The 23,640-nt window shown below is 64.0% G+C and carries 17 protein-coding genes; 6 read left to right on the top strand and 11 right to left on the bottom strand.

Going from position 1 to position 23,640, the window contains the following annotated elements; translation table 11 throughout:
• Nucleotide 1 precedes the first annotated feature (1 nt).
• The 3 genes from ACIP02_RS04195 to ACIP02_RS04185 form a co-directional block, all read right to left on the bottom strand.
• Nucleotides 2–6,469, bottom strand: a complete 6,468-nt coding sequence (locus tag ACIP02_RS04195) for an amino acid adenylation domain-containing protein (RefSeq protein WP_400613529.1) — start codon at nucleotides 6,467–6,469, stop codon at nucleotides 2–4.
• A 484-nt stretch (nucleotides 6,470–6,953) separates the two neighbouring features.
• Nucleotides 6,954–7,214, bottom strand: a complete 261-nt coding sequence (locus ACIP02_RS04190; RefSeq protein WP_201203624.1) for a DUF3077 domain-containing protein — start codon at nucleotides 7,212–7,214, stop codon at nucleotides 6,954–6,956.
• 705 nt (nucleotides 7,215–7,919) lie between these two features.
• Nucleotides 7,920–8,903, bottom strand: a complete 984-nt coding sequence (locus ACIP02_RS04185) for a TauD/TfdA family dioxygenase (protein ID WP_400613527.1) — start codon at nucleotides 8,901–8,903, stop codon at nucleotides 7,920–7,922.
• Between the two features lie 180 nt (nucleotides 8,904–9,083).
• Between ACIP02_RS04185 and azu the strand changes: the two genes are divergently transcribed.
• Both azu and ACIP02_RS04175 read left to right on the top strand, forming a co-directional pair.
• Complete coding sequence (gene azu / locus ACIP02_RS04180; protein WP_400613524.1) at nucleotides 9,084–9,533, top strand: azurin; 450 nt, start codon at nucleotides 9,084–9,086, stop codon at nucleotides 9,531–9,533.
• A gap of 34 nt (nucleotides 9,534–9,567) precedes the next feature.
• Nucleotides 9,568–11,220, top strand: coding sequence for a cyclic peptide export ABC transporter (locus ACIP02_RS04175; protein WP_400613521.1), 1,653 nt, complete (start codon nucleotides 9,568–9,570; stop codon nucleotides 11,218–11,220).
• 530 nt (nucleotides 11,221–11,750) lie between these two features.
• Here the strand turns inward: ACIP02_RS04175 and ACIP02_RS04170 are convergent.
• Both ACIP02_RS04170 and cysK read right to left on the bottom strand, forming a co-directional pair.
• The gene (locus ACIP02_RS04170; protein ID WP_400613519.1) at nucleotides 11,751–12,686 is read right to left on the bottom strand and encodes an aspartyl/asparaginyl beta-hydroxylase domain-containing protein; all 936 of its coding nucleotides are present in this window, start codon (nucleotides 12,684–12,686) and stop codon (nucleotides 11,751–11,753) included.
• Nucleotides 12,687–12,858: 172 nt separating this feature from the next.
• A complete protein-coding gene (cysK, locus tag ACIP02_RS04165) occupies nucleotides 12,859–13,833 on the bottom strand; it encodes a cysteine synthase A (protein WP_400613517.1) in 975 nt (324 codons plus the stop codon).
• A 133-nt stretch (nucleotides 13,834–13,966) separates the two neighbouring features.
• Here cysK and ACIP02_RS04160 point away from each other — a divergent pair, with 133 nt between their 5' ends.
• The 3 genes from ACIP02_RS04160 to ACIP02_RS04150 all read left to right on the top strand — a co-directional run bounded on the left by ACIP02_RS04160 (nucleotide 13,967) and on the right by ACIP02_RS04150 (nucleotide 17,291).
• Complete coding sequence (locus tag ACIP02_RS04160; protein ID WP_400613515.1) at nucleotides 13,967–15,040, top strand: DUF748 domain-containing protein; 1,074 nt, start codon at nucleotides 13,967–13,969, stop codon at nucleotides 15,038–15,040.
• Between the two features lie 213 nt (nucleotides 15,041–15,253).
• The gene (locus ACIP02_RS04155) at nucleotides 15,254–16,099 is read left to right on the top strand and encodes an AAA family ATPase (protein ID WP_400613513.1); all 846 of its coding nucleotides are present in this window, start codon (nucleotides 15,254–15,256) and stop codon (nucleotides 16,097–16,099) included.
• 13 nt (nucleotides 16,100–16,112) lie between these two features.
• Entirely contained in the window at nucleotides 16,113–17,291 is a 1,179-nt protein-coding gene (locus ACIP02_RS04150) for a VWA domain-containing protein (protein ID WP_400613511.1), read from the top strand.
• Nucleotides 17,292–17,405: 114 nt separating this feature from the next.
• Here the strand turns inward: ACIP02_RS04150 and ACIP02_RS04145 are convergent, their stop codons facing one another.
• From ACIP02_RS04145 to ACIP02_RS04130, 4 genes are read right to left on the bottom strand one after another with little or no spacing between them, the layout of a single operon-like run.
• Entirely contained in the window at nucleotides 17,406–18,323 is a 918-nt protein-coding gene (locus tag ACIP02_RS04145; RefSeq protein ID WP_400613509.1) for a biotin-dependent carboxyltransferase family protein, read from the bottom strand.
• Nucleotides 18,320–19,006: a 5-oxoprolinase subunit PxpB gene (gene pxpB / locus ACIP02_RS04140; protein ID WP_400613507.1), complete on the bottom strand. Its 687-nt coding sequence runs from the start codon at nucleotides 19,004–19,006 to the stop codon at nucleotides 18,320–18,322. The genes ACIP02_RS04145 and pxpB overlap by 4 nt, the downstream gene beginning before the upstream one ends.
• On the bottom strand, nucleotides 19,003–19,782 hold the full coding sequence (locus ACIP02_RS04135) for a 5-oxoprolinase subunit PxpA (protein WP_400613504.1): 780 nt from the start codon (nucleotides 19,780–19,782) through the stop codon (nucleotides 19,003–19,005). Before ACIP02_RS04135 ends, pxpB begins: the two co-directional genes overlap by 4 nt.
• A 9-nt stretch (nucleotides 19,783–19,791) precedes the next feature.
• Nucleotides 19,792–21,078 (bottom strand): MFS transporter, encoded by a 1,287-nt coding sequence (locus ACIP02_RS04130; protein ID WP_400613502.1) that lies wholly within the window; start codon nucleotides 21,076–21,078, stop codon nucleotides 19,792–19,794.
• Nucleotides 21,079–21,207: 129 nt separating this feature from the next.
• Here ACIP02_RS04130 and ACIP02_RS04125 point away from each other — a divergent pair, with 129 nt between their 5' ends.
• On the top strand, nucleotides 21,208–22,119 hold the full coding sequence (locus tag ACIP02_RS04125) for a LysR family transcriptional regulator (protein WP_400613500.1): 912 nt from the start codon (nucleotides 21,208–21,210) through the stop codon (nucleotides 22,117–22,119).
• A gap of 213 nt (nucleotides 22,120–22,332) precedes the next feature.
• Here the strand turns inward: ACIP02_RS04125 and ACIP02_RS04120 are convergent, their stop codons facing one another.
• Together ACIP02_RS04120 and ACIP02_RS04115 are read right to left on the bottom strand one after the other, a co-directional pair.
• Nucleotides 22,333–22,854 (bottom strand): DUF2937 family protein, encoded by a 522-nt coding sequence (locus ACIP02_RS04120; RefSeq protein WP_400613498.1) that lies wholly within the window; start codon nucleotides 22,852–22,854, stop codon nucleotides 22,333–22,335.
• Nucleotides 22,855–22,863: 9 nt separating this feature from the next.
• Nucleotides 22,864–23,637, bottom strand: a complete 774-nt coding sequence (locus ACIP02_RS04115; RefSeq protein WP_201200685.1) for a class II glutamine amidotransferase — start codon at nucleotides 23,635–23,637, stop codon at nucleotides 22,864–22,866.
• Nucleotides 23,638–23,640: the final 3 nt, after the last annotated feature.

Genomic DNA, 23,640 nt, shown 5'->3' with positions numbered 1-23,640 from the left:
GTCAGGCCTCTGTGAATGCGTTCATCATGTTTTCGATATCGCTCAGGCCATCGTCGGACAGCGACAGGGCCTGCTCCTCCAGCGCCTGGGCAAAGGCGCGCAGTTCGGGGTGGGTGAAGATCAGCCGCAGGGGTATGTCCAGCCCCAGCTCGACGTTGATCCGCGACACCGCCTGGGCGGCCAGCAAGGAGTGGCCACCCAGTTCGAAGAAGTTGTCGTTCAGACCGACCCGGGTGACGTTCAACAACTGTGCCCAGAGGCTCGCCAGCTGCTGTTGCCGCTCGGTCTGCGGCGCCTCATAGTCGTGCTGCGGCTGGTTCGGGTCGGGCAGCGGCAAGGCCTTGCGGTCGAGCTTGCCGCTGGGGGTCAGTGGCATGCCTGGCAAGGTCACCAGGTAGGCCGGGATCATGTAGTCCGGCAGGCTGGCCTTGAGGTACTGCTTCAAGGCCAGGCGCAGGTCGCCGGCGTAACCTTCGGTCGGTACGGCGTAGGCACACAGCTGCTTGCCGCCCGGCAGGTCGATGGCCAGCACGGTGGCTTCGCGCACGTCCGGGTGCGCCCGCAGGTACTGCTCGATCTCGCCCAGCTCGATACGGAAGCCGCGTACCTTCACCTGATGGTCGACCCGGCCGCGATAGGCCAGTTGGCCGTTTTCGTCGTAACAGCCAAGGTCACCGGTGCGGTACAGGCGGCCACCGCCAACCGGGTCGAACGGGTTGGGGATGAAGCGCTCGGCAGTCAGCGACGGCCGCTGGTGGTAGCCGCGCGCCAGGCCACCGGCGCCGCCGATGAACAGCTCACCGGGCACGCCCACCGGGGTTGGCGCCATGCCATCGTCCAGGGCATGCAGGCTGCGGCCGGCAATGGCGCGGCCGATCGGCACGCCGCCCTGGCTGATCTGCGCGTCGGTCATCTGTGAGCAGTCATACACCGTGGCGACCACGGTGGCTTCGGTCGGGCCATAAGTGTTCAACAGGCGCACCGCTGGCGGGCCATCAGCCAGCCAGGCACGCAGGGCGTCTTCCGGTACTGCCTCGCCACCGACGTGAATCTGCTTCAACCTGCCATAGGCCTCGGGGCCGCGGCGCTCCAGCGCCAGCAGGCGCCAGTAGGCCGCTGGCAGGTCGGCCACGGTCACCCCATGGCGGTTGATTTCGTCCAGCAGCGTGGCGGTGTCCCACAGCCGCAGGTCACGCAGCACCACGCAGGCACCCTGGGCCAGCGGCGGGAAGAACTGCTCGATGAAACCGTCAAAGCTGAAGGTGGCGAACTGCAGCACGCGGTCGTCCGGGCTCAGCCGCGAATAGTCGCCGGCCACCTGGCAGAACACCGACAAGGCATGGTGATCGATGGCCACGCCCTTGGGCATGCCGGTGGAGCCGGAGGTGTAGATCACGTAGGCCAGGTTGTGCGGCGCGGCCAGGTTGGCCAGCGGCTCGGCGGGCCAGGCCTGCAGCCACTCGGTGCCAGGTTCCAGCAGCACGCAGGGCAGCTGTTTGCCAAGTTGCAGGCGCTCACGCGAAGGGGCATCGGCCAGCAGCAAGCCGATGTTGCTGTCTTCGACCATGTAGGCCAGGCGCTCTTGCGGGTAGTCCGGGTCCAGCGGCACATAGGCGCCGCCAGCCTTGTGGATGGCGACCAGCGCCAGGGCCATGCCCAGACCACGCTCGACCGCTACGCCGACCAGGCGGTCCGGGCCCACGCCCAGCGCCCGCAGGCGGTGCGCCAGCCGGTTGCTGCTGCGGTCCAGCTCGGCATAGGTCATGTGCTGGTCGTCGAAGATCAGCGCCAGGGCCTCTGGCCGCTGTTGCGCCTGGCGTTCCAGCAACTGGTGCGCGCACAGGCCGCTGGCGGATTGCGCGGCCGGGTTCCAGGCATGGGTCAGTTGCTGGCGCTCGGTGCTGCCAAGCATGTCCAGCTCGGCGATGCAGCGCTGGGGTTCGGCACAAATGGCCTCCAGCAGCGCTTGCCAGTGGCCGGCCATGCGCTCGATGCGCGGGGCGTCGAACAGGTCAGTGGAGTAGTTGAACGAAGCGGTCACGCCATCGGAGCGCTCCAGGGTGTTGAGCGAAATGTCGTACTGCGCGCCAGGCTCCAGCAAGTCCACTTCCTTGACCTGCAGGCCGTGCAGGGCATCGCTGGACACCTGTTCGCCAAGGTCGCGCAGGTGGTTGTACAACACCTGGAAGAACGGGTTCACGCCCTGGTCACGGTCCGGGTACAGCGCTTCGGCCACCTCGAGGAACGGCACGTCCTTGTTGGCCTGGGCCTGCAGGGTGGTTTCCTTGATCGCCGCCAGCAGCTGCGGGAACGGCTGGCTGCCATCGACACCGATGCGCGCCACCACCACGTTGATGAAGAAGCCGATAAGCCCTTCCAGCTCCAGGCGGTTGCGGTTGGTCACCGGTACGCCGATGTTCAACGTGTCCTTGCGGCTGTAGCGCGACAGCACGATGGCATAGGCCGCCAGGAACACATGGAACAGCGTGGCGTTGGACGCCACTGCCAAGGCCCGCAGGCGCTCGGTCAGGGCCAGCGGCAGGCGCACGTCGAACCGGCTGCCCTGGTAGCTCTTGACCTGTGGCCGCATGCGGTCGGCAGGCAGTTCGAGCACTTCGTAGTCGTCTTCCAGGCGGCCTTTCCAGTAGTCGATCTGCGCCTGCATCTGCCCTTCGGCCAGCCACTTGCGCTGCCAGGCGGCGAAGTCGGCGTACTGCACCGGCAACGGCTCGAGGGTGTGTGCCTGGCCTGTGGCCGCGGCGTTGTAGGCGGCGGCAAACTCGCGCACCAGCAGGCTCATCGACCAACCGTCGGAGACGATGTGGTGCAGGGTCAGCGACAGCAAATGTTCCTGGTCCTGCACCTTGAACAGTCGCGCACGCAGCAGCGGGCCGCGCTCGAGGTCGAACGGGACGAAGGCTTCGGCCTCCAGCTTGCGCATCTGCGCGGCGTGGTCCTGGCCGCTGAGGTCTTCGAAACCGATCGGCACCGTGGCCGCCGGCAGAATGCGCTGCCAAGGCAGGCCATCGGCCTCGACGAACACCGTGCGCAGCGATTCGTGGCGCGCCACCAGTGCATCCACGGCGGCCTGCACGGCGGCACGGTCGAGGTTGCCGTGCATGCGCACCGCCATCGGCGTGTTGTAGGCCAGGCTTTGCGGGTTGAGCTTCCAGAACAGCCACTGGCGGTTCTGCGAGCGCGACACCGGCAGAGGCTGCTGGCGGTCGAGGATCTCGATGTCCAGGCCCGCGCCCTGCTCGCTGTCGGCCACCGCCTGGGCGAAGGCCTGCAGGTCGACGGTGTCGAACAGCGTGCGCAACGGGATATCCACGCCCAGTTGCTTGCGCACCCGCGAAACGGCCTGGGTGGCCAGCAACGAGTGCCCACCGAGGGCGAAGAAGTTGTCGCTCAGGCCCACCTGGGCGACTTGCAGGACTTCGGCCCAGATCTGCGCCAACTGCACCTGCAGCGGGGTTTGCGCAGGCTGGTAAGCCACCTGGGTAGCGACAGGTTCGGGCAACGCCTTGACGTCGACCTTGCCGTTGACCGTGACCGGCAGCTGCTGCAGCACCATCAGGTGGGTGGGCACCATGTGTTCGGGCAGCACGCCTTTGAGGGTGCTGCGGATCGCGTCCTGCCAGGCCAGGCTGTCGGCTGGCATCTCGCGGGGCACCAGCCAGGCCGCCAGTTGCAATTGCGGCGCCTGGCCATGCACGCGGACCAGGGCATTGGCGACGCCGTCCCGCGCGCGCAGCTGGTTTTCGATTTCGCCCAGCTCGACGCGGTAGCCACGGATTTTTACCTGGCCATCCATGCGCCCGGCGAATTGCAGGTCGCTGCCCTGGCGCACCCAGTCACCACTGCGGTACAGGCGCTGGCCGTGGCTGCCGTTCGGGTCGGGGACAAAGCGTTCGGCAGTGAGTGCCGGGCGGTTCAGGTAACCACGGGCCAGGCCCGCGCCGCCGATGTACAGCTCGCCCTTGGCCTTGAACGGCAGGGGCTGCAGGCAGCGGTCGAGCACCGCGACATGGGTGTTGGCCAGCGGTTGACCGAGGCTGACGTGCTCGTTCAGTTCGGCGACCAGCACACCGACGGTGGTCTCGGTCGGGCCGTAGTGGTTGAACACCTTGAGTTCAGGGGCCAGTTGGCGGATCTTGCCCAGCAGGCCCGGGCTGATGGCCTCGCCACCGAGTACCAGGCACTGCCCCGGCAACGCCGCGCGCCCTGCCACCAGCATCGCCTCCAGGTGCGACGGTACGATCTTCAGCGCATCGACCTGGTGCTCGGCCAGGTAGGCGGCGAAACCTTCGGCATCCAGCACCTGCTCGCGCAATAGCAGGTGCAGGGTGTGGCCGCCGCACAAGGCGCCGAACAGCATGGTGTGGCCAAGGTCGGCCGCCGGGGTCGAGACCTGGGCCATGCTGCGGATATGCTCGACCGGCAGGCGCGCGCTGATGCCATCGACATAGTTGGCCAAGGCTGCATGGCTGATCGCCACGCCCTTGGGCTGGCCGGTGGTACCGGAGGTGTAGATCACGTAGGCCAGGCTGGCCGCTGCGGGAGCCGTGCGCGTGGCGCTGCCAACACCGGTTTGTGCCCAGTCCAGCTGCTGCACGGTGGCTGGCAGCTCGGCGTGCCAGTGACCGGGTGCCAGCACCAGGCGTGTGTCGCTGTCGTTGAGCATGTACGCCAGCCGCTCAGCCGATTGCTCAGGTTCAAGTGGCAGGTAGCCGCCGCCGGCCTTGAGCACAGCCAGCATGCTGGCGAGCATGCCGACACTGCGATCGGCCAGTACACCGACCAGCGTATCTGGCCCTACCCCAGCTTCGACCAGGCGGCTGGCAATGGCCTCGGCGCGGGCCTCCAGCTCGGCATAGCTGGCCTGCTTGCCTGCGGCCACCACCGCAATGCGCTCAGGGTGACGGCGGGCGGCAGCAGCAAAACGCTGGTGCACCATGGGTGCTTCATCAGCCGGCGCTGGCGAAGCACCGGCGCTGGCCAGGCCCGGCAATACCAGCTCGCCCACCGCGCCAGCCGTTTCGGCGGCCAGCGCCTGCACCAGGGCCAGCCACTGCTCGCCGAGGGTTTCGACGGTAGCCGCATCGAACACATCGGTCGCATAGGTGAACGCAGCATGCAACTGCCCGGCGCGCTCGTGGGTGTCCAGCGCCAGGTCGAAGCGCGCACTGTGCTTTTCCAGGGCAATCGGCGCCAGGCTCAGGCCGGAGCGGGTCTCGATGGCCTGTACATCCGCCACCTGCGCCTGGTGGTTGAACAGCACGCGGAACAGCGGGCTTTCGCTAGTGCGCGGCAGGTCCAGGGCCTCGACCAGTTGCTCGAACGGCAAGTCCTGATGGCTTTGCGCGCCCACGGCGGTTTCCCGCACGCGCTGCAGCAGGCCGGCGATATCCAGCAGCGGGTCGATCTCGGTGTGCAGCACCTGGGTGTTGATGAAGCAGCCGATCAGGCCTTGGCCTTCGGCACGGTTGCGGTTGGCGATGGGCACACCAACGCGGATCGCGGCCTGGCCGCTGTAGCGCTGCAGCAGCAGCTTGAAAGCGGCCAGCAGGACCATGAACAGGGTGACGTTGTGCTTGCGGGCCACACCGCGCAGGCGTTCGGCGACGTCTGCGGCAATAGGGAACTCGTGGCGTGCGCCGCGGTAGCTGGGGCGCCCCTGACGGGGGCGGTCCAGTGGCAGTTCCAGCGGCGAATGGTCGTCGCCCAGGCGCGCCTGCCAGTAGGCCAGCTGGCGCTCCTGCTCGCCGGCCTCCAGCCAGCTGCGCTGCCACAGGGCGTAGTCGCGGTACTGGATGGGCAGCGCAGCGAGGGTAGCCCCGCTGCCGGCCACAGCGGCGTCGTAAAGGTGCAGGAATTCGTCGATCAGCACGTTCATCGACCAGCCGTCGGCGACGATATGGTGCAGGGTCAGCAGCAGTACGTGCTCTTGCGCCGCCAGTTGCAACAGGCGCACACGCAGCAGCGGGCCGCTGGCCAGGTCGAACGGGGCCAGGGCTTCGGCTTCGGCGATGGTCTCGATGGCGGCCTGGCGGGCGTTGTCGTCCAGACCGGTGAGGGCATCCTGGCGTAGCTGCAGCGGGGCTGGGGCTGCATCAACCTGCTGGCGCACGTCATCGCCGTCGGCGACAAAGCGGGTACGCAGCGTTTCGTGGCGCGCCACTAGGGCATCGAAGGCCTGCTGCAAGGCGGCCAGGTTCAGCGGGCCGTGCAGGCGCACGGCCATGGGCAGGTTGTATGCCGCGCCTTGCGGGTCCAGCTGCCAGAGGAACCACATGCGCCGCTGGGCGTACGACAGCTGGTCACGCTCGGCCACCTCCACCCCAGGCGCAATCGGCAGCACGGAAAAATCCATGCCCTCGCCCTGCAGCGCCTTGAGGAACAGGCGGCGCTTGTCGGGGCTGAGTTCGATGAAGCGGCGGGCGAGCTTGAGCGTTTGGTCGGCATTCATGTCGAGCGGAGTCCTGGCAGTCGAGCGGTAACTGTCAGACGAAGGTGTGGGGGGGTTATTTAGTGGAGGGTGGCGGGGGTGGCAGGTGTTCGCCAGGACAGGTTCAGCGCCTGTGAGATCGAGCGCCGCCCGCGCGGCGCTTCGCGGGGCAAGTCGGATCGCCGCACCGCCGCTCCCACATCTGTTTCGGGCCAGTTACTTCTGTGCCTATGGTGCGCGCACCCTGGGTGCATGGCTGGAGATTGATGAAGAGCAGCGGCGCCCCCTTCAATATCGAAGGGAACAAACAAGGCGGACAGAGGTGACTTAACAGGATGGACTGGCCCGAAACAGATGTGGAAGCGGCCTTGTGCCGCGAAGCGCCGCGCGGGCGGCGCTCGATCTCACAGGCGACACACCTCTCAAGGCAGGCACCTGGCCGCCCTGCCCCTGTTTCAAGACAGGCACCTTGGCCCCGAAAGAGCCAGCTCAGCCAATACAAGAATCAGCGCATCAACCCCAACTCGGCATCATCCAGCAGCGCCTTGGCCATGGCTGCAAAGTAATGCGATGCCCACATCATTTGCTGGTCGCCATCCATCAAGCCAGTCAGTGAAAGATCACGCGCGTAGCCCATCAGTTCAGAGGCTTGCTCGCGGGCGCTGCGGCAGGGGATGCCCTCGGCGATGCGGAATAGTGGATGGGTCTGGCCTTCGCCCTGGAAGAAGTAGGTGACGCCGGGGGTGGTTTTGGTTTCGTCGGTCATGGATTGGTCATCATATAGGTTATGTGCCACCCGTCCGTTTCCACACATTGGGGTGACAGCTGCACACGGGGTGGAAAACCAGGCATATGATGAACCCGGTAGGCCCGAGAGCCTCCCGCGTACAGCTGTCGTGTCAACAATCATCATATGTCTTGCCAGGTTTCCACACCCGATCGCTGAACCGTCAGCGACAGGTAAAGCCTAGAGGGCGGGATTTGCAGGAACAATCAGACGCGGGTCGACAGAGGTTGTAGGGTATTTCGCAGGGGGTGGAGTTGCCAGTGCTGAGGCGTAGGAATAGTCTGGAATTGATGTAGGTTGCGGGGGCTTGTCGGGGGAATGCATCAGGGCTGGCAGGTGTTCGCCACAACATCTTCAGCGCCTGTGAGATCGAGCGCCGCCCGCGCGGCGCTTCGCGGGACAAGCCCGCTCCCACATCTGTTTCGGGCCAGTCCATCCTGTTAAGTCACCTCTGTCCGCCTTGTTTGTCCCCTTCAATATCGAAGGGGCGCCACTACTCTTCATCAACCTCCAGCCATGCGCCAAGGCTGCACCCCACCTGGCACAGGAATAATTGGCCCGAAACAGATGTGGGAGCGGCGGTGCGGCGATCCGACTTGTCCCGCGAAGCGCCGCGCGGGCGGCGCTTGATCTCACAAGCGCTACACCTCTCAAGGCAGGCACAGGGCAGCCCCCACTCCCAAATCAGCCCAACCCCTCGCTATACCCCTGCGCCATCGCCACCACCACCTTGCGCTTGCCGGTAAACGGCGACCGCGCATGCGCCGCCAGCATGTTGTCGAGCATCAACACATCATTCGCCAGCCAAGGAAAACTGATGGTGCATTCATCCAGCACCCCGCGCACTTCATCGAGCAACGAGTCCTCGATGGTCGTACCGTCGCCGTAGTACACGTTACGCGGCAGGTCCTCTTCCTCGACAATGTCCATCAGCGACTCACGCACCTCCGGCTGCAGGTTGGACACATGGAACAGGTGGGCCTGGTTGAACCACACGTCATCGCCGGTCACCGGGTGGCGTGACACCACCTGGCAACGCTGGCGGGTGCGCAGCTCGCCGTCGTCCTTCCAGATGCACTCGATGGCATGCGCCCGGCAATACGCTTCGACCTGGCGCGGGTCTTCGGTGTTGAACACCTGCGACCATTCCACATCCAGGCCATTGCCGTAGTTGCGCACGTACATCAACCCCTTATCCACCAGCCGTTCACGAATGCGCGCCGGCATGCGCCGGTACACCTCGCGGCTGTCGGCAATTGGCGTTTCACCACCTGTTTCGGCGGGGATCACGCTGTAGAACCAGATCTTCATCGGCCATTCGAGGGTATACGCCTGCTCGTTGTGCAACGGGATACTCTGGTGCGCCGGGTACTCGGTGGAGGTGTACACGCCTTTGGTCACGTTGCTGCGCGGGGTAGAGCCGAACTCGTAGTTGAGCAACGGGTGGCCGAACGAGGCGGCGAACTGGCGGAAGGCTTCGGCACCCGCCACTTCAAAGCCGCGGAACAGGATGCCACCCGCTTGCAACAGGTGCCGGTCGACCAGTGGCTGCAGTTCGGCAAAGGCTTCCAGCAGGTCGATCCCCGGCTCCGGCGCACGCACCAGCAGCGGCAGGTTACCGCGCGCGGCGTCCAGCGGTTCGATGGCAAAGCTCAGCAGTTCACTCATGTACGGTCACCTCAAGCCAGGGCCGCGTTGGCGGCGGAAACGGGATGTGCGCCATGGCAGCGCCTGACTAGATGAACGAGCGGGCCGACGGGAAATTCACCAGCCCCGCACACACAGGTAAAGCCAGCGCGCGCCGGTTCGTCTGAACGATGTGCCCCTTTTATCGCCCAGGAACCGTACATGACTCGCCAGCTTCTGCTCCTCGCCCTGTTCGCCGCGGCTCCGGCCGCCTGGTCGGCAGAGCAATGCGCCGTGGAAATCCACGGCACCGACCAGATGACCTTCGACAAAACCGCCATCAACGTGCCCAAGGCCTGCAGCCAATTCACCGTCACCCTCACCCACCCCGGCGACATGCCGAAAAACGTGATGGGCCACAACTGGGTACTGAGTACCCAGGCCGACATGCACGGTGTGCTGGATGACGGCCAGAAGGCCGGCGAGGCGCAGGACTACGTCAAGCCCGGCGACACCCGGGTAATCGCCCACACCCGCCTGATCGGCGGCGGCGAACAGGACAGCGTCACCCTCGAGACCCAACAACTGAAGGCCGGTACCGACTACAGCTTCTATTGCTCGTTCCCGTTCCACAGCACCTTGATGAAAGGCACCCTGGCCCTCGGCAGCTGACCACGCCCCCATCCCACAAGCGAGATCACGCTTCATGAAAACCTCTTCCCCCGGGGCCATCCGCGAACTGCTGGGCCTGCTCAAACCCTACCGCCCGGCGGTCATCGTCTCGGTGCTGCTGGGCATGGTCGGCGGCCTGGCCGTAACCGCCCTGCTGGCCACCGTCAACCAGGGCCTGCATGCCGAAGGCGGCATGAGCCAGGGCGTCATCCTAGCCTTCGCCGGCCTGTGCGTGCTGGCCCTGGTCAGCAGCGTGGCGGCCGACAGCGGCACCAACTACGTTGGCCAGAAAGTCATCGCCCGGCTGCGCCAGGACCTGGGTGCCAAGGTGCTGTCGGCACCGATCGAGCAGATCGAGCGCTACCGTACCCACCGGCTGATCCCGGTACTGACCCGCGACGTCGACACCATCAGCGACTTTGCCTTCGCCTTCGCCCCGCTGGCCATCTCGCTGACCACGGTGACCGGCTGCATGGCCTACCTGGCCTGGCTGTCGTGGCCGATCTTCCTTATCACCCTGGTCGCCATCGGTATCGGCAGCGGCATCCAGTACATCGCCCGGCAAAAAGGCGTTGCCGGCTTCAACGCCGCGCGCGATGCCGAAGACAACCTGCAAAAGCACTATTCAGCCATTGCCGAAGGCGCCAAGGAGCTGCGCATCGACCGCCGCCGCCGCCACGCCATGCTGACGCGCAATATCCAGGGGACTGCCGACTTCATCGCCAACACCCATATCCGCGCCATCAACATCTTCGTGGCGGCCAAGAGCCTGGGCTCGATGCTGTTCTTCGTGGTCATTGGCCTGACCCTGGCCCTGCAGTCGCTGTGGCCCAGCAACGACCCGGCAGTGATGAGCGGCTTCGTGCTCGTGCTGCTGTACATGAAAGGCCCACTGGAAACGCTGATCGGCAACTTGCCGATCCTCGGCCGCGCCCAGGTGGCGTTCCGCCGCATTGCCGACCTGTCCGAACGTTTTTCCTCGCCTGAACCGCACCTGTTGCTGGAGCCACCGGTCAAACGTGCGGCCCCGACCAGTGCGCACCTGGAACTGCACAACGTCGAGTACGCCTACCCGCCGGTGGACGGCAACGAGCCGTTCCGCGTGGGGCCGGTGAACCTGAGCATCGAGCCAGGCGAAATTTTGTTCATCGTCGGTGAAAACGGCTGCGGCAAGACTTCGCTGATCAAGCTGCTGCTGGGCCTGTACACCCCGCAACGCGGCGAAGTGCGCCTGAATGGCAAAGCCGTCGGGCCGCAGGGGCTGGATGACTATCGCCAGCTGTTCACCACGGTGTTTGCCGACTACTACCTGTTCGAAGACCTGCCCGAGCATGAACACGCGCTGCCGAGCGATGCCACACGCTACCTGGAACGGCTGGAGATTGCCCACAAGGTCAGCGTGCGCGATGGCGCCTTTACCACCACCGACCTGTCGACCGGCCAGCGCAAGCGCCTGGCGCTGGTCAATGCCTGGCTGGACGGCCGACCGGTGCTGGTGTTCGACGAATGGGCGGCAGACCAGGACCCGACCTTCCGCCGGGTGTTCTACACCGAGCTATTGCCGGACCTGAAGCGCATGGGCAAGACCATCATCGTGATTTCGCATGATGACCGGTACTTCGATACGGCGGACAAGGTAGTGCACCTGAGCCGGGGGAAGGTGGTGGAGGCAATGGAGCCCGCCTGACAAGGGTTTCGAAGCTGATGAGGCCTGACTGATATTGTCATTGATGCTCAAATCGAACCCGCCCGCGCGGCGCTTCGCGGCACAAGGCTCCCACCTGGCCTGCTTCACTTTCAAGGTAGGCACTGGCCCTTGTAGGAGCGGCCTTGCGTCGCGATGGGCTGCGAAGCAGCCCCGGCAATTTGTGCATCTGTGCGGAAATCCTGGGGCTGCTTCGCAGCCCATCGCGACGCAAGGCCGCTCCTACAAGGGCCAGTGCTGATCAGAAAAGATATGCAGGGTGCGCGCGCCAAAGGCACAGGAATAATTGGCCCGAAACAGATGTGGGAGCTGCCTTGTGCCGCGAAGCGCCGCGCGGGCGGCGCTCGATTTGACTGGCTATGAAAATGTTGTGACAAGCACCGTGCAGCCAAACCACTGTTTGAGCCCTATAGGCCCTCTATAATCGCTCTATAATCGCTCTATAATTCCCTATAAAGCGCTGAGGCTGACATATTAGGGGCGCTTAGCACCGCGCCCACCACCAGGCAAAATCAGAACAACCAGCGATACAGCAGGTAAGCAACCACCACCGCCAGCACCGGCCGCAGCACGCGGTAGGCCTTGGGGTTGGCGCGTTTGAACTGCTTCACGCGGGTGCTGATTTTATTGCTGAAGCGCTTGCTCCAGGCATACGCCTGGTTGATCCCGCCTACGCGCTCGTCGTCGGTGTTCTGCGGCGCGGTGGCGCGGCCGAGGAAAGCACTGACCTTGCGGTTGATGCGGGTCATCAGCGGGCTGCTCAGCGGCCGTTCGATGTCGCAGAACAGGATTACCCGGGTCACGTCGGTCTCGTTCTTCACCCAATGCACGTAGGTTTCGTCGAACATGACGTCTTCACCATCACGCCAGGCGTATTGCTCACCGTCGACGTAGATGCGGCAGGCATCGGAGTTCGGCGTGGACAGGCCCAGGTGATAGCGCAGCGAACCGGCGAACGGGTCGCGGTGCGGGTTCAGGTGGCTGCCACCGGGCAACAGGGCGAACATCGCGCCCTTGACGTTGGGGATGCTGCTGACCAGCTCGACCGTGCGCGGGCACAGGGCTTCGGCCGAAGGCAGCGGCTTGTCGTACCATTTCAGGTAAAAACGCTTCCAGCCCTTCTTGAAGAACGAACCGAAGCCGGCGTCGTTGTCCTTTTCGGCAGCGCGGATATAGCCCTCGTCGAACAGGCGCATGGCCTCTTCGCGGATTTCCTGCCAGTTGTCCTTCAGCACGTCCAGCTCGGGGAAGCGCTGGCGGTCCAGGTAAGGCTTGGACGGCACGCCAGAAAACAGGTACATCAAGGCGTTATAGGGGGCGAACAACGCCGAATGGTTGACGAACTGGCGCAACACCGGCAGGCGTGCCTTGCCGCGCAGGTGCACGAATAGCACGCTGCCGAAAAATACCAGCAAGACACCTGCCTTGGCTGCAAAGGATAAGGTCATGCGTCACTCCTTGGGGAAGAGACAGGGCTGCGCGGCCTGCTCTCCTGAAAATCATCCTGCCATCATAAACCGATCCCGCCGCGGTACAAACAACCCGGGCGAGATCGCATTCATGAAGATTTTGCAATAAACCAGGCCGCCGAACATTGCGCCGAATCAGCGGCAAGGCTGATTACTGCTGGTTTTCCTGCTCGCTGAACAGGTCGCTGAACAGCATGCTCGACAGGTAGCGCTCGCCCGAATCGGGCAGGATTACGACGATGGTCTTACCCTGCATTTCTGGCTTTTCTGCCAGGCGCACGGCTGCTGCCATGGCCGCACCACAGGAAATACCGCACAGAATACCCTCCTCCTGCATCAGGCGAATGGCCATGGCCTTGGACTCTTCGTCGGTCACCGTCACGACCTGGTCGACAATCGACAGGTCGAGGTTTTTCGGCACAAAGCCGGCTCCGATGCCCTGGATCTTGTGCGGGCTTGGCTGGAGTTCTTCTCCGGCCAGGGTCTGGGTAATCAGTGGCGACGCGGCCGGTTCTACGGCCACCGAAGTGATCGCCTTGCCTTGGGTATGCTTGATGTACCGCGACACACCGGTGATGGTACCGCCGGTGCCGACGCCCGCGACCAGCACATCGACCGCGCCGTCGGTGTCGTTCCAGATTTCCGGACCGGTGGTTTTTTCGTGGATGGCCGGGTTGGCCGGGTTTTCGAACTGGCCCGGCAGGAAGAACTGGGACGGGTCGGAGGCGACAATTTCGTTGGCCTTCTCGATGGCGCCCTTCATGCCCTTGGCCGGCTCGGTCAGCACCAGCTCGGCGCCCAGCGCCTTCAGCACCTTGCGGCGTTCCAGGCTCATCGACGCAGGCATGGTCAGCATCAGCTTGTAGCCACGGGCGGCGGCGACGAACGCCAGGCCGATGCCGGTGTTGCCCGAAGTAGGCTCGACAATGGTCATGCCTGGCTTGAGCTTGCCGCTGCTTTCGGCCTCCCAGACCATGTTCGCGCCAATGCGGCACTTGACCGAGTAACCCGGGTTACGCCCTTCGATCTTGGCCAGGATAGTCACGCCGCGTGGGGCGATACGGTTGATCTGCACCAGCGGCGTATTGCCGATGGAGTGGGCATTGTCTGCAAAGATACGGCTCATGGCAGGGGTCCTTGGCATGAAAACAAGCAGGAAAGACCTCAAGGGTAAGCCTCGGCCAGTGGCCAGTAAAGCCTGTTCGAACTCGGCCGGCCCCGTTGCGGTCAACCAAACATCCCGCATTGGAGACCCGCTGATGAAAGCCCGTTACCGCTGGCCGTTGATCGGCCTGGGCAGCCTGGTGGCGCTGCTGGTGGCGCTGCACCTGGCCCTGCCCTACCTGGTGCGAGATTACCTGAATGACAAGCTTGCCGACATGGGCGACTACCGAGGCCAGATTACTGACGTAGACCTGGCCTGGTGGCGTGGCGCCTACAAGATCAACGGGCTGAAGATCGTCAAGACCACGGGCAAGGTGCCGGTGCCATTTGTGGATGCGCCGCTGATAGACCTGTCGGTCAGCTGGCACGCCTTGTGGTATGACCGCGCAGTGGTCGCCGAAGTGGTCTTCGACCGCCCTGAGCTCAACTTTGTCGATGGCGGCAACAAGCAGAATTCCCAGACCGGCCAAGGGACCGACTGGCGCCAGCAACTGGAAAAGCTTCTGCCCATCACCCTCAACGATGTGCGCATCGACAATGGCGTGCTCACTTTCCGCAACTTCAACTCCAAACCGCCGGTCGACCTCAAGGCCACCCGCCTGCAGGCAAACATTCGCAACCTCACCAACATCCGCGACGAAAAAGGCCGACGCGACGCCAGTTTCGACGGCACCGCGCTGATCGCCGGCGACGCCAAGGTGGAAAGCCGCGCCACGTTCGACCCGTTCAGCGACTTTGACGACTTCGAGTTTCGCCTGCGCGCTACCGGTATCCAGCTGCGCCGGTTGAATGATTTTGCCAGCGCCTATGGCAAGTTTGACTTCAACGCCGGGCACGGCGACGTGGTAATCGAGGCGCAGGCGGAGAATGGTCGGCTGAACGGCTACATCAAGCCACTGCTGCGCGATGTCGATGTGTTCGACTGGCAGCAGGACGTGCAGGAGAAAGACAAGGGCTTTTTCCGTTCAATCTGGGAAGCGGTGGTCGGGGCGACCGAAACGGTGTTGAAGAACCAGCCGAAAAACCAGTTCGCTACCCGGGTGGAACTCAGCGGCAGCGTGCACAAGCAGAACATCAGCGCCTTCGAGGCGTTTTTGCAGATTCTGCGCAACGGGTTTATCCAGGCGTTCAATGCACGTTATGAGCAACCGGCGCCGAAGTCTGACTGAGCGGGCGTGACGGGGCATTCAGGGACTGAATACCCGGTCTGCGTTTGCAGCTGCCTGGGCCCGCGTTATAGTCGGTAACAACTTATAAACATGTGTCGCCTGTACTGGCCCTTTCGCGGGTAAACCCGCTCCTACAAGGGGATTGCGATCCCTGTGTAGGAGCGGGTTCACCCGCGAATAGGCCCGAGCAGGCTTACGGCAGAGGACAAACCCATGAAGTTCGAAGGCACCCGCGACTACGTCGCCACAGACGACCTGAAACTGGCAGTAAACGCGGCCATCACCCTCGAACGCCCGCTGCTGGTCAAGGGCGAACCTGGCACCGGCAAGACCATGCTCGCCGAACAGCTGGCGGCTTCGTTCGGCGCGCGCCTGATTACCTGGCACATCAAGTCCACCACCAAGGCCCACCAAGGCCTCTACGAGTACGACGCAGTCAGCCGCCTGCGCGACTCGCAGCTGGGCGTGGACAAGGTCCACGATGTGCGCAACTACCTGAAAAAAGGCAAGCTGTGGGAAGCCTTCGAGGCTGAAGAGCGGGTCATCTTGCTGATCGACGAAATCGACAAGGCCGACATCGAGTTCCCCAACGACCTGCTGCAAGAGCTCGACAAGATGGAGTTCTACGTCTACGAAATCGACGAAACCATCAAGGCGAAGCAGCGGCCGATCATCATCATTACCTCCAATAACGAAAAAGAGCTGCCGGACGCCTTCCTGCGCCGCTGCTTCTTCCATTACATCGCCTTCCCCGACCGCGGCACCCTGCAGCAGATCGTCGACGTGCACTACCCGAACATCAGCCAGTCGCTGGTCAGCGAGGCGCTGGACGTGTTCTTCGACGTGCGCAAGGTGCCGGGCCTGAAGAAAAAACCGTCCACCTCTGAACTGGTCGACTGGCTGAAGCTGTTGATGGCTGACCAGATCGGCGAGGCCGTGCTGCGCGAACGCGACCCGACCAAGGCTATCCCGCCGCTGGCCGGTGCGCTGGTGAAGAACGAGCAGGACGTACAACTGCTTGAGCGCCTGGCCTTCATGAGCCGGCGCGGCAACCGCTGACAGGAGCCGGGCCATGCTGCTCAACCTGTTCAATGAAATGCGCGCGGCCAAGGTGCCGGTGTCGGTACGTGAACTGCTCGACCTGCATCACGCCCTGCAAAAGCGTGTGGTGTTCGCCGACATGGACGCGTTCTATTACCTCGCCCGTGCCATCCTGGTAAAGGACGAACGCCACTTCGACAAGTTCGACCGTGCCTTCGCTGCCTACTTCAAGGGCCTGGAAAACCTCGACCGGCACATAGAGGCCCTGATCCCGGAAGACTGGCTGCGCAAGGAGTTCGAGCGCTCGCTGACGGACGAAGAGCGCGCACAGATCCAGTCGCTGGGCGGCCTGGACAAGCTGATCGAGGCGTTCAAGAAACGCCTCGAAGAGCAGAAGGAACGCCACGCCGGCGGCAACAAGTGGATCGGTACCGGTGGCACCAGCCCGTTCGGCTCGGGCGGTTTCAACCCCGAGGGCATCCGCGTCGGCGAAGCCGGCAAGCGCCAGGGCAAGGCGGTGAAGGTGTGGGACCAGCGCGAGTACAAGAACCTCGACGACCAGGTCGAACTGGGCACGCGCAACATCAAGCTGGCATTGCGCCGGCTGCGCAAGTTCGCCCGTGAAGGCGCCGCCGAGGAGCTGGACATCGACGGTACCATCGACCACACCGCGCGCGATGCCGGGCTGCTGAACATCCAGATGCGCCCCGAGCGGCGCAATACAGTGAAGCTGCTGTTGCTGTTCGACATTGGCGGCTCGATGGACGCCCACGTCAAGGTCTGCGAAGAGCTGTTTTCGGCCTGCAAGACCGAGCTCAAGCACCTGGAGTATTACTACTTCCACAACTGCGTGTACGAGTCGGTGTGGAAGAACAACCTGCGCCGTACTTCGGAGCGCTATTCCACCTTCGACCTGCTGCACAAGTACGGCGACGACTACAAAGTGGTGTTCGTCGGCGATGCAGCCATGGCGCCCTACGAGATCACCCAGCCCGGTGGCAGCGTGGAGCATTGGAACGAAGAAGCCGGGTATGTGTGGATACAGCGCTTCATGGAGAAATTCAGGAAGATCATCTGGATCAACCCGTATCCGAAGCAGGCCTGGGATTACACCGCTTCGACCCACCTGGTGCGGGACCTGATCGAGGACAAGATGTACCCGCTGACCTTGCAAGGGTTAGAAGAAGGGATGCGGTACCTGTCCAAGTAATGTTGCCGGTACCGGCCCTTTCGCGGGTGAACCCGCTCCTACAAGGGATTTCACAGGCCTGGGCCGGCGCCGTCCTGTGTAGGAGCGGGTTCACCCGCGAATAGGCCAGCAGCCTTACAACCAACGTTCCAGGTAACGCTGCTGCTCCCGCCACGCCTCATCCTGCACCACCGCCCTGAACCGCACGGCAGCCCCCGGCATGCACTGCGCCAGCTGCGCCAACGCCAATGGCGTCAACGCCCCCAGCCGCGGATAACCACCAATGGTCTGCCGGTCATTCAACAACACGATCGGCTGCCCATCCGGCGGCACCTGCACCGCGCCCAGCGGAATCCCTTCGGAAATCATCGGCGAGCCCTGATAAACCAGCTGCGGCCCCAACAGGCGGATGCCCATGCGATCAGCCCGGGTGTCGAGCGTCCAGTCACTGTTGAATGCCTTGAACAGGCTGGTACCGCTGAAATCACCGATCTGCGCGCCCATCACCAGGTCGAGCACGGGCTTTTGTGCATACGCTGGACGCAGCGCTTGCGGCACCTCGCGCAAGCTTGCCGAAGTACCTGCAAAAGCCAGCGCCTGGCCTTTACCAAGCGCAGCACCACGGCCATCGATACCGCCCAGGTCTTCGCGCACCACGGTGGCACAGCTACCCAGCACATCCTCGCCTTGAAACCCGCCTGGTGCCGCCAGGTACGCCCGCACGCCCTGCTTTGGCTGCTTGAGGGTCAACCGCTGCCCTTTACCCAGCGCAAAACTGCGCCAGGGCGCGACCGGCTGATCATCAACCCGCGCATCCAGGTCGGCACCCGCCAAGGCCAGCACACAGTCCTGTTCAGCCACCACGCAGAAACCACCCAGCGCCACCTCGACCACCGGCGCCCCCAGCGGATTGCCCAGCAGCCAGTTGGCCCAGTGCATGGCCACCCAGTCCAGCGCCCCGCCCTGGGTCACGCCCAGGTGGCGCACGCCGAAGCGCCCGGCATCCTGCAACTGGCACAGCGCGGTGCTGGCCTCGATCTGCAACAGCTTCATCCTTGCGCCTCCACATCACCGCCAAGGGCCAGGAATTCACCGCGCGAAACCGCCACGAAACGCACTCGGTCACCGGGTTGCAACAGGCTGTAGCCATCACGTTCACGGTCGAACAGCCGCACCGGGGTACGGCCGATCAGGTTCCAGCCGCCCGGCGATACTGCCGGGTACGCTGCCGTCTGGCGCTCGGCAATGCCGACGCTGCCAGCCGCCACCCGCTTGCGCGGGGTGCTCAGGCGCGGGCTGGCCAGGCGTTCATCAACCAGGCCCATGAAGCCGAAACCGGGGGCAAAGCCCAGGGCAAACACGGGGTATTCGCGTTCGCTATGCAGGTGGATTACCTCGGCCTCGCTCAACCCGCTGCGGGCGGCCAGCATCGGCAGTTCCGGGCCGACACTGGCGTCGTACCACACCGGGATCTCATGGCGGCGGCCGCCACTGCCAGTGTCTGGCTGCAAACCGTCCAACGCCCGGGCGATCAGCGCCCTCGCCTCGCCCGGCGGCAGGTCGAACTGCACCATCAGCGTGGTGTAGGACGGCACCAGGTCCAGCAAGTGCTCGCCGAACACCGCGCGCAGGCGCTGGCTGGCGGCGAGCATCCACGGCATGTTGGCCTCCTCGATGCGTTCGAACAGGCGCACCATCAGGCTATCGATGGCTACCACTTCGATGCGCGGTTTCATCTCGCCTCCAGCGCATCGAGGGCCTGACGAATCTGCCGCACTGCGGCCACCGAACTGTCGTTGTCGCCATGCACGCAGAGGGTGCTGGCCGCCAGTTTCAAGGCACTGCCATCGTCCGCCATCAGCGTGTCGCCACGGGCCAGTCGCACGGCCTGCTCCACCACAAGCGCCGGGTCGTGGTGCACCGCGCCGGGCAGGCGCCGCGATACCAGGTGGCCGCTGGCGGTATAGGCGCGGTCAGCGAACGCCTCGAACCACAGCGGCACACCGATTTCATCGCCCAGCGCCTGGGCGGCGCGGTTGTCGGCAGTGGCCATCAGCATCAGCGGCAGGTTGCTGTCGTAGGCCGCTACAGCCTCCAGCACGGTACGCAGCTTGAGCGGGTCGGCCATCATGTCGTTGTACAGCGCGCCATGCGGTTTCACGTAGGCTACGCGGCCACCCAGTACCTTGCAGATGCCATCCAGCGCACCGATCTGGTAGTGCAGCAGGTCGCGGATTTCTTCCGCGCTGCAGGCCATGGAGCGGCGGCCGAAGCCGACCAGGTCCGGGTAGGCCGGGTGCGCACCGATGGTTACCCCGTGTTCCAGCGCCAGCGCCACGGTGCGGCGCATGATGCCGGGGTCGCCAGCGTGGTAGCCGCAGGCAATGTTGGCGCAGTCGATGTAGGGCATGACCTCGGCATCCAGGCCCATGCGCCAGCTGCCGAAACTCTCGCCCATGTCGCAATTGAGTAGCAGGCGTTCCACCACGCGGCCTCCGTTGTTGTTATCCATATGCCTACCTTACCGCGCCTGCAGTTGTTTGCCGCGGGTTTCCGGCAGGCTTAGTGCAGCCACGATCACCACCCCGTAAGACACCGCCGAAAACACGCCGATACCCAGGCCCAGCGGGACCTTCTGGCCAAGCACGCCGATCAGCAGCGGGAACAGTGCGGCGATGACCTTGCCGATGTTGTAGCAGAAGCCCTGCCCGGAACCACGAATACGCGTGGGAAACAGTTCGGTGAGAAACGCGCCCATGCCGCTGAAAATGCCCGAGGCGAAGAAGCCCAGCGGGAAGCCCAGCCACAGCATCACGCCATCGCTGACCGGCAACTGCGTATACAGCAGCACAATCACGAACGAACCGACGGCGAACAGGATGAAGTTCTTCTTGCGCCCCAGCAGGTCGGACAGGTACGCGCTGACCACATAGCCGATGTAGGAGCCGACGATCACCATTGCCAAGTAGCCACCGGTACCCAGCACGCTCAGGCCGCGCTCGTTCTTGAGGAAGGTTGGCAGCCACGAGGTGATGGCGTAGTAGCCGCCCAGCGCGCCGGTGGTCAGCAGCGAAGCCCGTACGGTGGTCCAGAGCATGCCCGGGGCGAAAATCTCATAGAAGTGCGACGGCGCTTCGGCGTTTTCCACCGCCTTGGCCTCGCGGTACACCTCCGGGTCCTTGACCAGGCGGCGGACGAAGATCACGAACACCGCCGGCACCAGCCCCAGCAGGAACAGCGCACGCCAAGCCTGTTCTGGCGGCAGCCAGGAAAACAGCAGTGCATAGAGAATGGCTGTAAGGCCCCAACCGATGGCCCAGCCGGACTGCACCATGCCCACCGCCTTGCCACGGTCCTGGGCACGGATCACTTCGCCGATCAGCACCGCGCCGGCGGTCCATTCGCCGCCAAAGCCGAAGCCCATCAGGGTGCGGGCGATCAGCAACTGCTCGTAGTTCTGGGCAAAGCCGCACAGGAAGGTAAAGAACGCGAACCATAGCACGGTCAGTTGCAGGGTACGCACGCGGCCGATGCGGTCGGAAAGGATACCGGCAATCCAGCCACCCACCGCCGAGGCGATCAGCGTGCTGGTATGGATAAGCCCGGCTTCGGTGGTGGTGATGCCCCACAGCATGATCAGCGTGGGGATGACGAAGCTGAGCATCTGCGTGTCCATGCCGTCCAGGCCATAGCCGATCTTGCAGCTCCAGAAGGTGCGCCGTTGCTGTGAGTCGATGTCGCGGTACCAGGCGAACGGCCCGGACGAAGGGGGGGAAGTGACCTGCTGCTGCACGCCGGTGGGGTTCATGCTTGCCTCGGCTTGTTGGTATTGTTTTATGGGCGACACAAAGCGTCGCGGCCTGAGCACCATGTTCAGAGGCCGCGCCGCCTGCGTCCAACGAGAAAACCCGCTGGTCTGGAACAAGAAAAACTGATCATGAACCTTCGCTTCCTCGAAACCTTCGTCTGGGTCGCCCGGCTCAAGAGCTTCCGCCTGACTGCAGAAAAGCTGTTTACCACCCAGGCCTCGGTGTCCAGCCGCATTGCCGCACTGGAGGCTGACCTTGGGGTGAAGCTGCTGCTGCGCGATTCCCGTGGCGTCAGCCTGACCCCGGAAGGCGGCAAGGTGCTGGAGTATGCCGAGCGCATGCTGGAAACCGCCAAAGCCATGAAGCAGTCGCTGGACAGCGACCGGGCCAAGGTCGGGCGCATTCGTATCGGGGTGATGGACACGGTGATCCACACCTGGATGAGTGCGCTGGTGGCAGAGCTGACCGAGCGCTACCCGCAGCTGGAAATCGAGCTGGTGGCCGATACCGCGCTGAACCTGCGCGAGCAGTTGCAGAAGGGCTTTCTCGACGTGATCCTGCAGACCGACTTGCTGCGCGAGCAATCGATCCGCAGCCTGGACCTGGCACGTTACCCGATGGGCTGGGTGGTGGCTGCGGGCTCACACCAGCAGCGTGATTACGCCTCGCTGGCCGAGCTTGGCCGGGAGCGGATCATCACCTTCTCGAAGAACTCGCGGCCGCACCAGGAGGTGCTGAGCCTGCTACAGGGCGCAGGGGCCGAAGCGCCGCGCTTGAACTGTGTAAACTCGGTGGCGGCGATTACCCGCCTGTTGCGTGACGGTTTTGGCATTGGCGCGTTGCCGCCGGCGTTGGTGGATGCCGAACTGAGCCGGGGCGAGCTGGTGTTGCTGCAAGGGCTGCAACCGCCGCCGAGCCTGGAGCTGGTGGTGGCCTGGCAGACCGGGGTGGCGTTGGTGGATGAAGTGGTCGGGGTGTGCCGGCAGGTGCTGGAGGGGTATGCGCGGGATGTGGGGGGGCAGCGGATTGTGTTGGTCTGACCTACTGGCTTTTGTGTGGCCGATACACTTTTTTGACCGGCTGACTCGGTCCCTGTAGGAGCGGCCTTGTGTCGCGAAAGGGCTGCAAAGCAGCCCCAGCAATTGCTGCATCGCTGCTGAACCCCTGGGGCCGCTCTGCGGCCCTTTCGCGACACAAGGCCGCTCCTACAGGGACCGCGCAGCCTACAAATAATCAGGGGCCGTTCAGGTGAATCAGCGCCAGCTCTCTTTCACCGCGCCACGCCGCCCGCCGAGGATGACCCAGCCAATCCCCAGCAACACGCTCTCGACCACAAACGCCAGCACAAACCCAGCCCCGACACCCCAGCCAACCGCCTCGGGCACCAGCAGAATCTGGTAGCTGTAGCCATTCAGGGTTTCTTCGCGCAGCTGCGGGTCGGCCTGCACCAGCACATGCCAGGTGCGCTCGGCCCATGACCCTTGCAGTGCCTGCCATTCGTTTTCCAGCAGTTCGTTGCGGATCATCAGGCTTTCGATGCTGTTGGCATCACTGTTGAATACCGGGTCATCACTGCTGCGATAGTGCTGCAGCAACGCCTGAAGGTCACCCTTGAAGAAGCGTTCGGCCGTTTGCCGGAAGCCATCCAGTGCCTCCCGCGACTCGAACAGGTGTGCCTCGACACGCTGGCTGTAGTCCTTGACCAGCCCCGGGACCTGGATACCGGCCAGCAGGCCGAAGGTGAACAGCAGCAACCGCAGGTAACTTCTGAACATGCAGCGTCCTTAGCTCTGGCCGTGCGCTGTGCACTCTCCGTGCCGCCACAAGGCCCATTGACCCGGCTCGTAACGGTGCCAGGTCTCGTTCTCGGTCAGGGCCTCGGTGGCAATCACCGTGACCACGTCGTTGGGGGTGGTTTCGGTATGAAAATCGACGATCAGGTCGACATCCTTCAAGCGCGCCGCACCAAACGGTGCACGCCGGGTAATGTGCACCAGCTTGGTCGAACAGAAGCAGAACAACCAGTCACCGTCGCTGAGCATGCAGTTGAACACGCCCTGGCCACGGTAGCCGGCACAGGCTTCGACCAGCACCGGCAGCAGCTGTTCCACCGGCACCGGTTCGGGGAAGGCACTGCGGATACGGTTGAGCAGGTCGCAGAAGGCCGCTTCGCTGTCAGTGTCACCCACCGGCCGGTAGAAACTTGCCAGGCCCTTGAACTCGCCCAGCTGGCCGTTGTGCGCGAAGCACCAGTTGCGGCCCCACATTTCCCGCACGAACGGGTGGGTGTTGGACAGGCACACCTTGCCGACGTTGGCTTGGCGAATATGGCCTATGACCACTTCGCTCTTGATCGGGTAGCGCTGTACCAGGTTGGCCACTTCCGACTCGCTGCTGGCCGCCGGGTCCTGGAACAGGCGCAGGCCGCGCCCCTCGTAGAAACCGATACCCCAGCCGTCACGGTGCGGGCCGGTACGGCCACCGCGTTGCATCAGGCCGGTGAAGCTGAAGACGATGTCGGTAGGGACGTTGGCACTCATGCCCAACAGTTCGCACATGGC

It is taken from the genome of Pseudomonas sp. NPDC089408, from assembly GCF_044749445.1.
Taxonomy (GTDB): domain Bacteria; phylum Pseudomonadota; class Gammaproteobacteria; order Pseudomonadales; family Pseudomonadaceae; genus Aquipseudomonas.
Note: the sequence above shows the minus strand (reverse complement) of the source record. Positions and strands in the feature narration are given on the sequence as shown.

What these genes read in the sequence shown, in the direction of transcription:
- ACIP02_RS04135 (WP_400613504.1), bottom strand. Translation starts at nt 19,782, where the DNA reads ATGGATAACAACAACGGAGGCCGCGTGGTGGAACGCCTGCTACTCAAT.
- ACIP02_RS04130 (WP_400613502.1), bottom strand. Translation starts at nt 21,078, where the DNA reads ATGAACCCCACCGGCGTGCAGCAGCAGGTCACTTCCCCCCCTTCGTCC.
- ACIP02_RS04155 (WP_400613513.1), top strand. Translation starts at nt 15,254, where the DNA reads ATGAAGTTCGAAGGCACCCGCGACTACGTCGCCACAGACGACCTGAAA.
- ACIP02_RS04125 (WP_400613500.1), top strand. Translation starts at nt 21,208, where the DNA reads ATGAACCTTCGCTTCCTCGAAACCTTCGTCTGGGTCGCCCGGCTCAAG.
- ACIP02_RS04195 (WP_400613529.1), bottom strand. Translation starts at nt 6,469, where the DNA reads ATGAATGCCGACCAAACGCTCAAGCTCGCCCGCCGCTTCATCGAACTC.
- azu (WP_400613524.1), top strand. Translation starts at nt 9,084, where the DNA reads ATGACTCGCCAGCTTCTGCTCCTCGCCCTGTTCGCCGCGGCTCCGGCC.
- ACIP02_RS04120 (WP_400613498.1), bottom strand. Translation starts at nt 22,854, where the DNA reads ATGTTCAGAAGTTACCTGCGGTTGCTGCTGTTCACCTTCGGCCTGCTG.
- ACIP02_RS04145 (WP_400613509.1), bottom strand. Translation starts at nt 18,323, where the DNA reads ATGAAGCTGTTGCAGATCGAGGCCAGCACCGCGCTGTGCCAGTTGCAG.
- cysK (WP_400613517.1), bottom strand. Translation starts at nt 13,833, where the DNA reads ATGAGCCGTATCTTTGCAGACAATGCCCACTCCATCGGCAATACGCCG.
- ACIP02_RS04175 (WP_400613521.1), top strand. Translation starts at nt 9,568, where the DNA reads ATGAAAACCTCTTCCCCCGGGGCCATCCGCGAACTGCTGGGCCTGCTC.
- ACIP02_RS04160 (WP_400613515.1), top strand. Translation starts at nt 13,967, where the DNA reads ATGAAAGCCCGTTACCGCTGGCCGTTGATCGGCCTGGGCAGCCTGGTG.
- ACIP02_RS04115 (WP_201200685.1), bottom strand. Translation starts at nt 23,637, where the DNA reads ATGTGCGAACTGTTGGGCATGAGTGCCAACGTCCCTACCGACATCGTC.
- pxpB (WP_400613507.1), bottom strand. Translation starts at nt 19,006, where the DNA reads ATGAAACCGCGCATCGAAGTGGTAGCCATCGATAGCCTGATGGTGCGC.
- ACIP02_RS04150 (WP_400613511.1), top strand. Translation starts at nt 16,113, where the DNA reads ATGCTGCTCAACCTGTTCAATGAAATGCGCGCGGCCAAGGTGCCGGTG.
- ACIP02_RS04185 (WP_400613527.1), bottom strand. Translation starts at nt 8,903, where the DNA reads ATGAGTGAACTGCTGAGCTTTGCCATCGAACCGCTGGACGCCGCGCGC.
- ACIP02_RS04170 (WP_400613519.1), bottom strand. Translation starts at nt 12,686, where the DNA reads ATGACCTTATCCTTTGCAGCCAAGGCAGGTGTCTTGCTGGTATTTTTC.
- ACIP02_RS04190 (WP_201203624.1), bottom strand. Translation starts at nt 7,214, where the DNA reads ATGACCGACGAAACCAAAACCACCCCCGGCGTCACCTACTTCTTCCAG.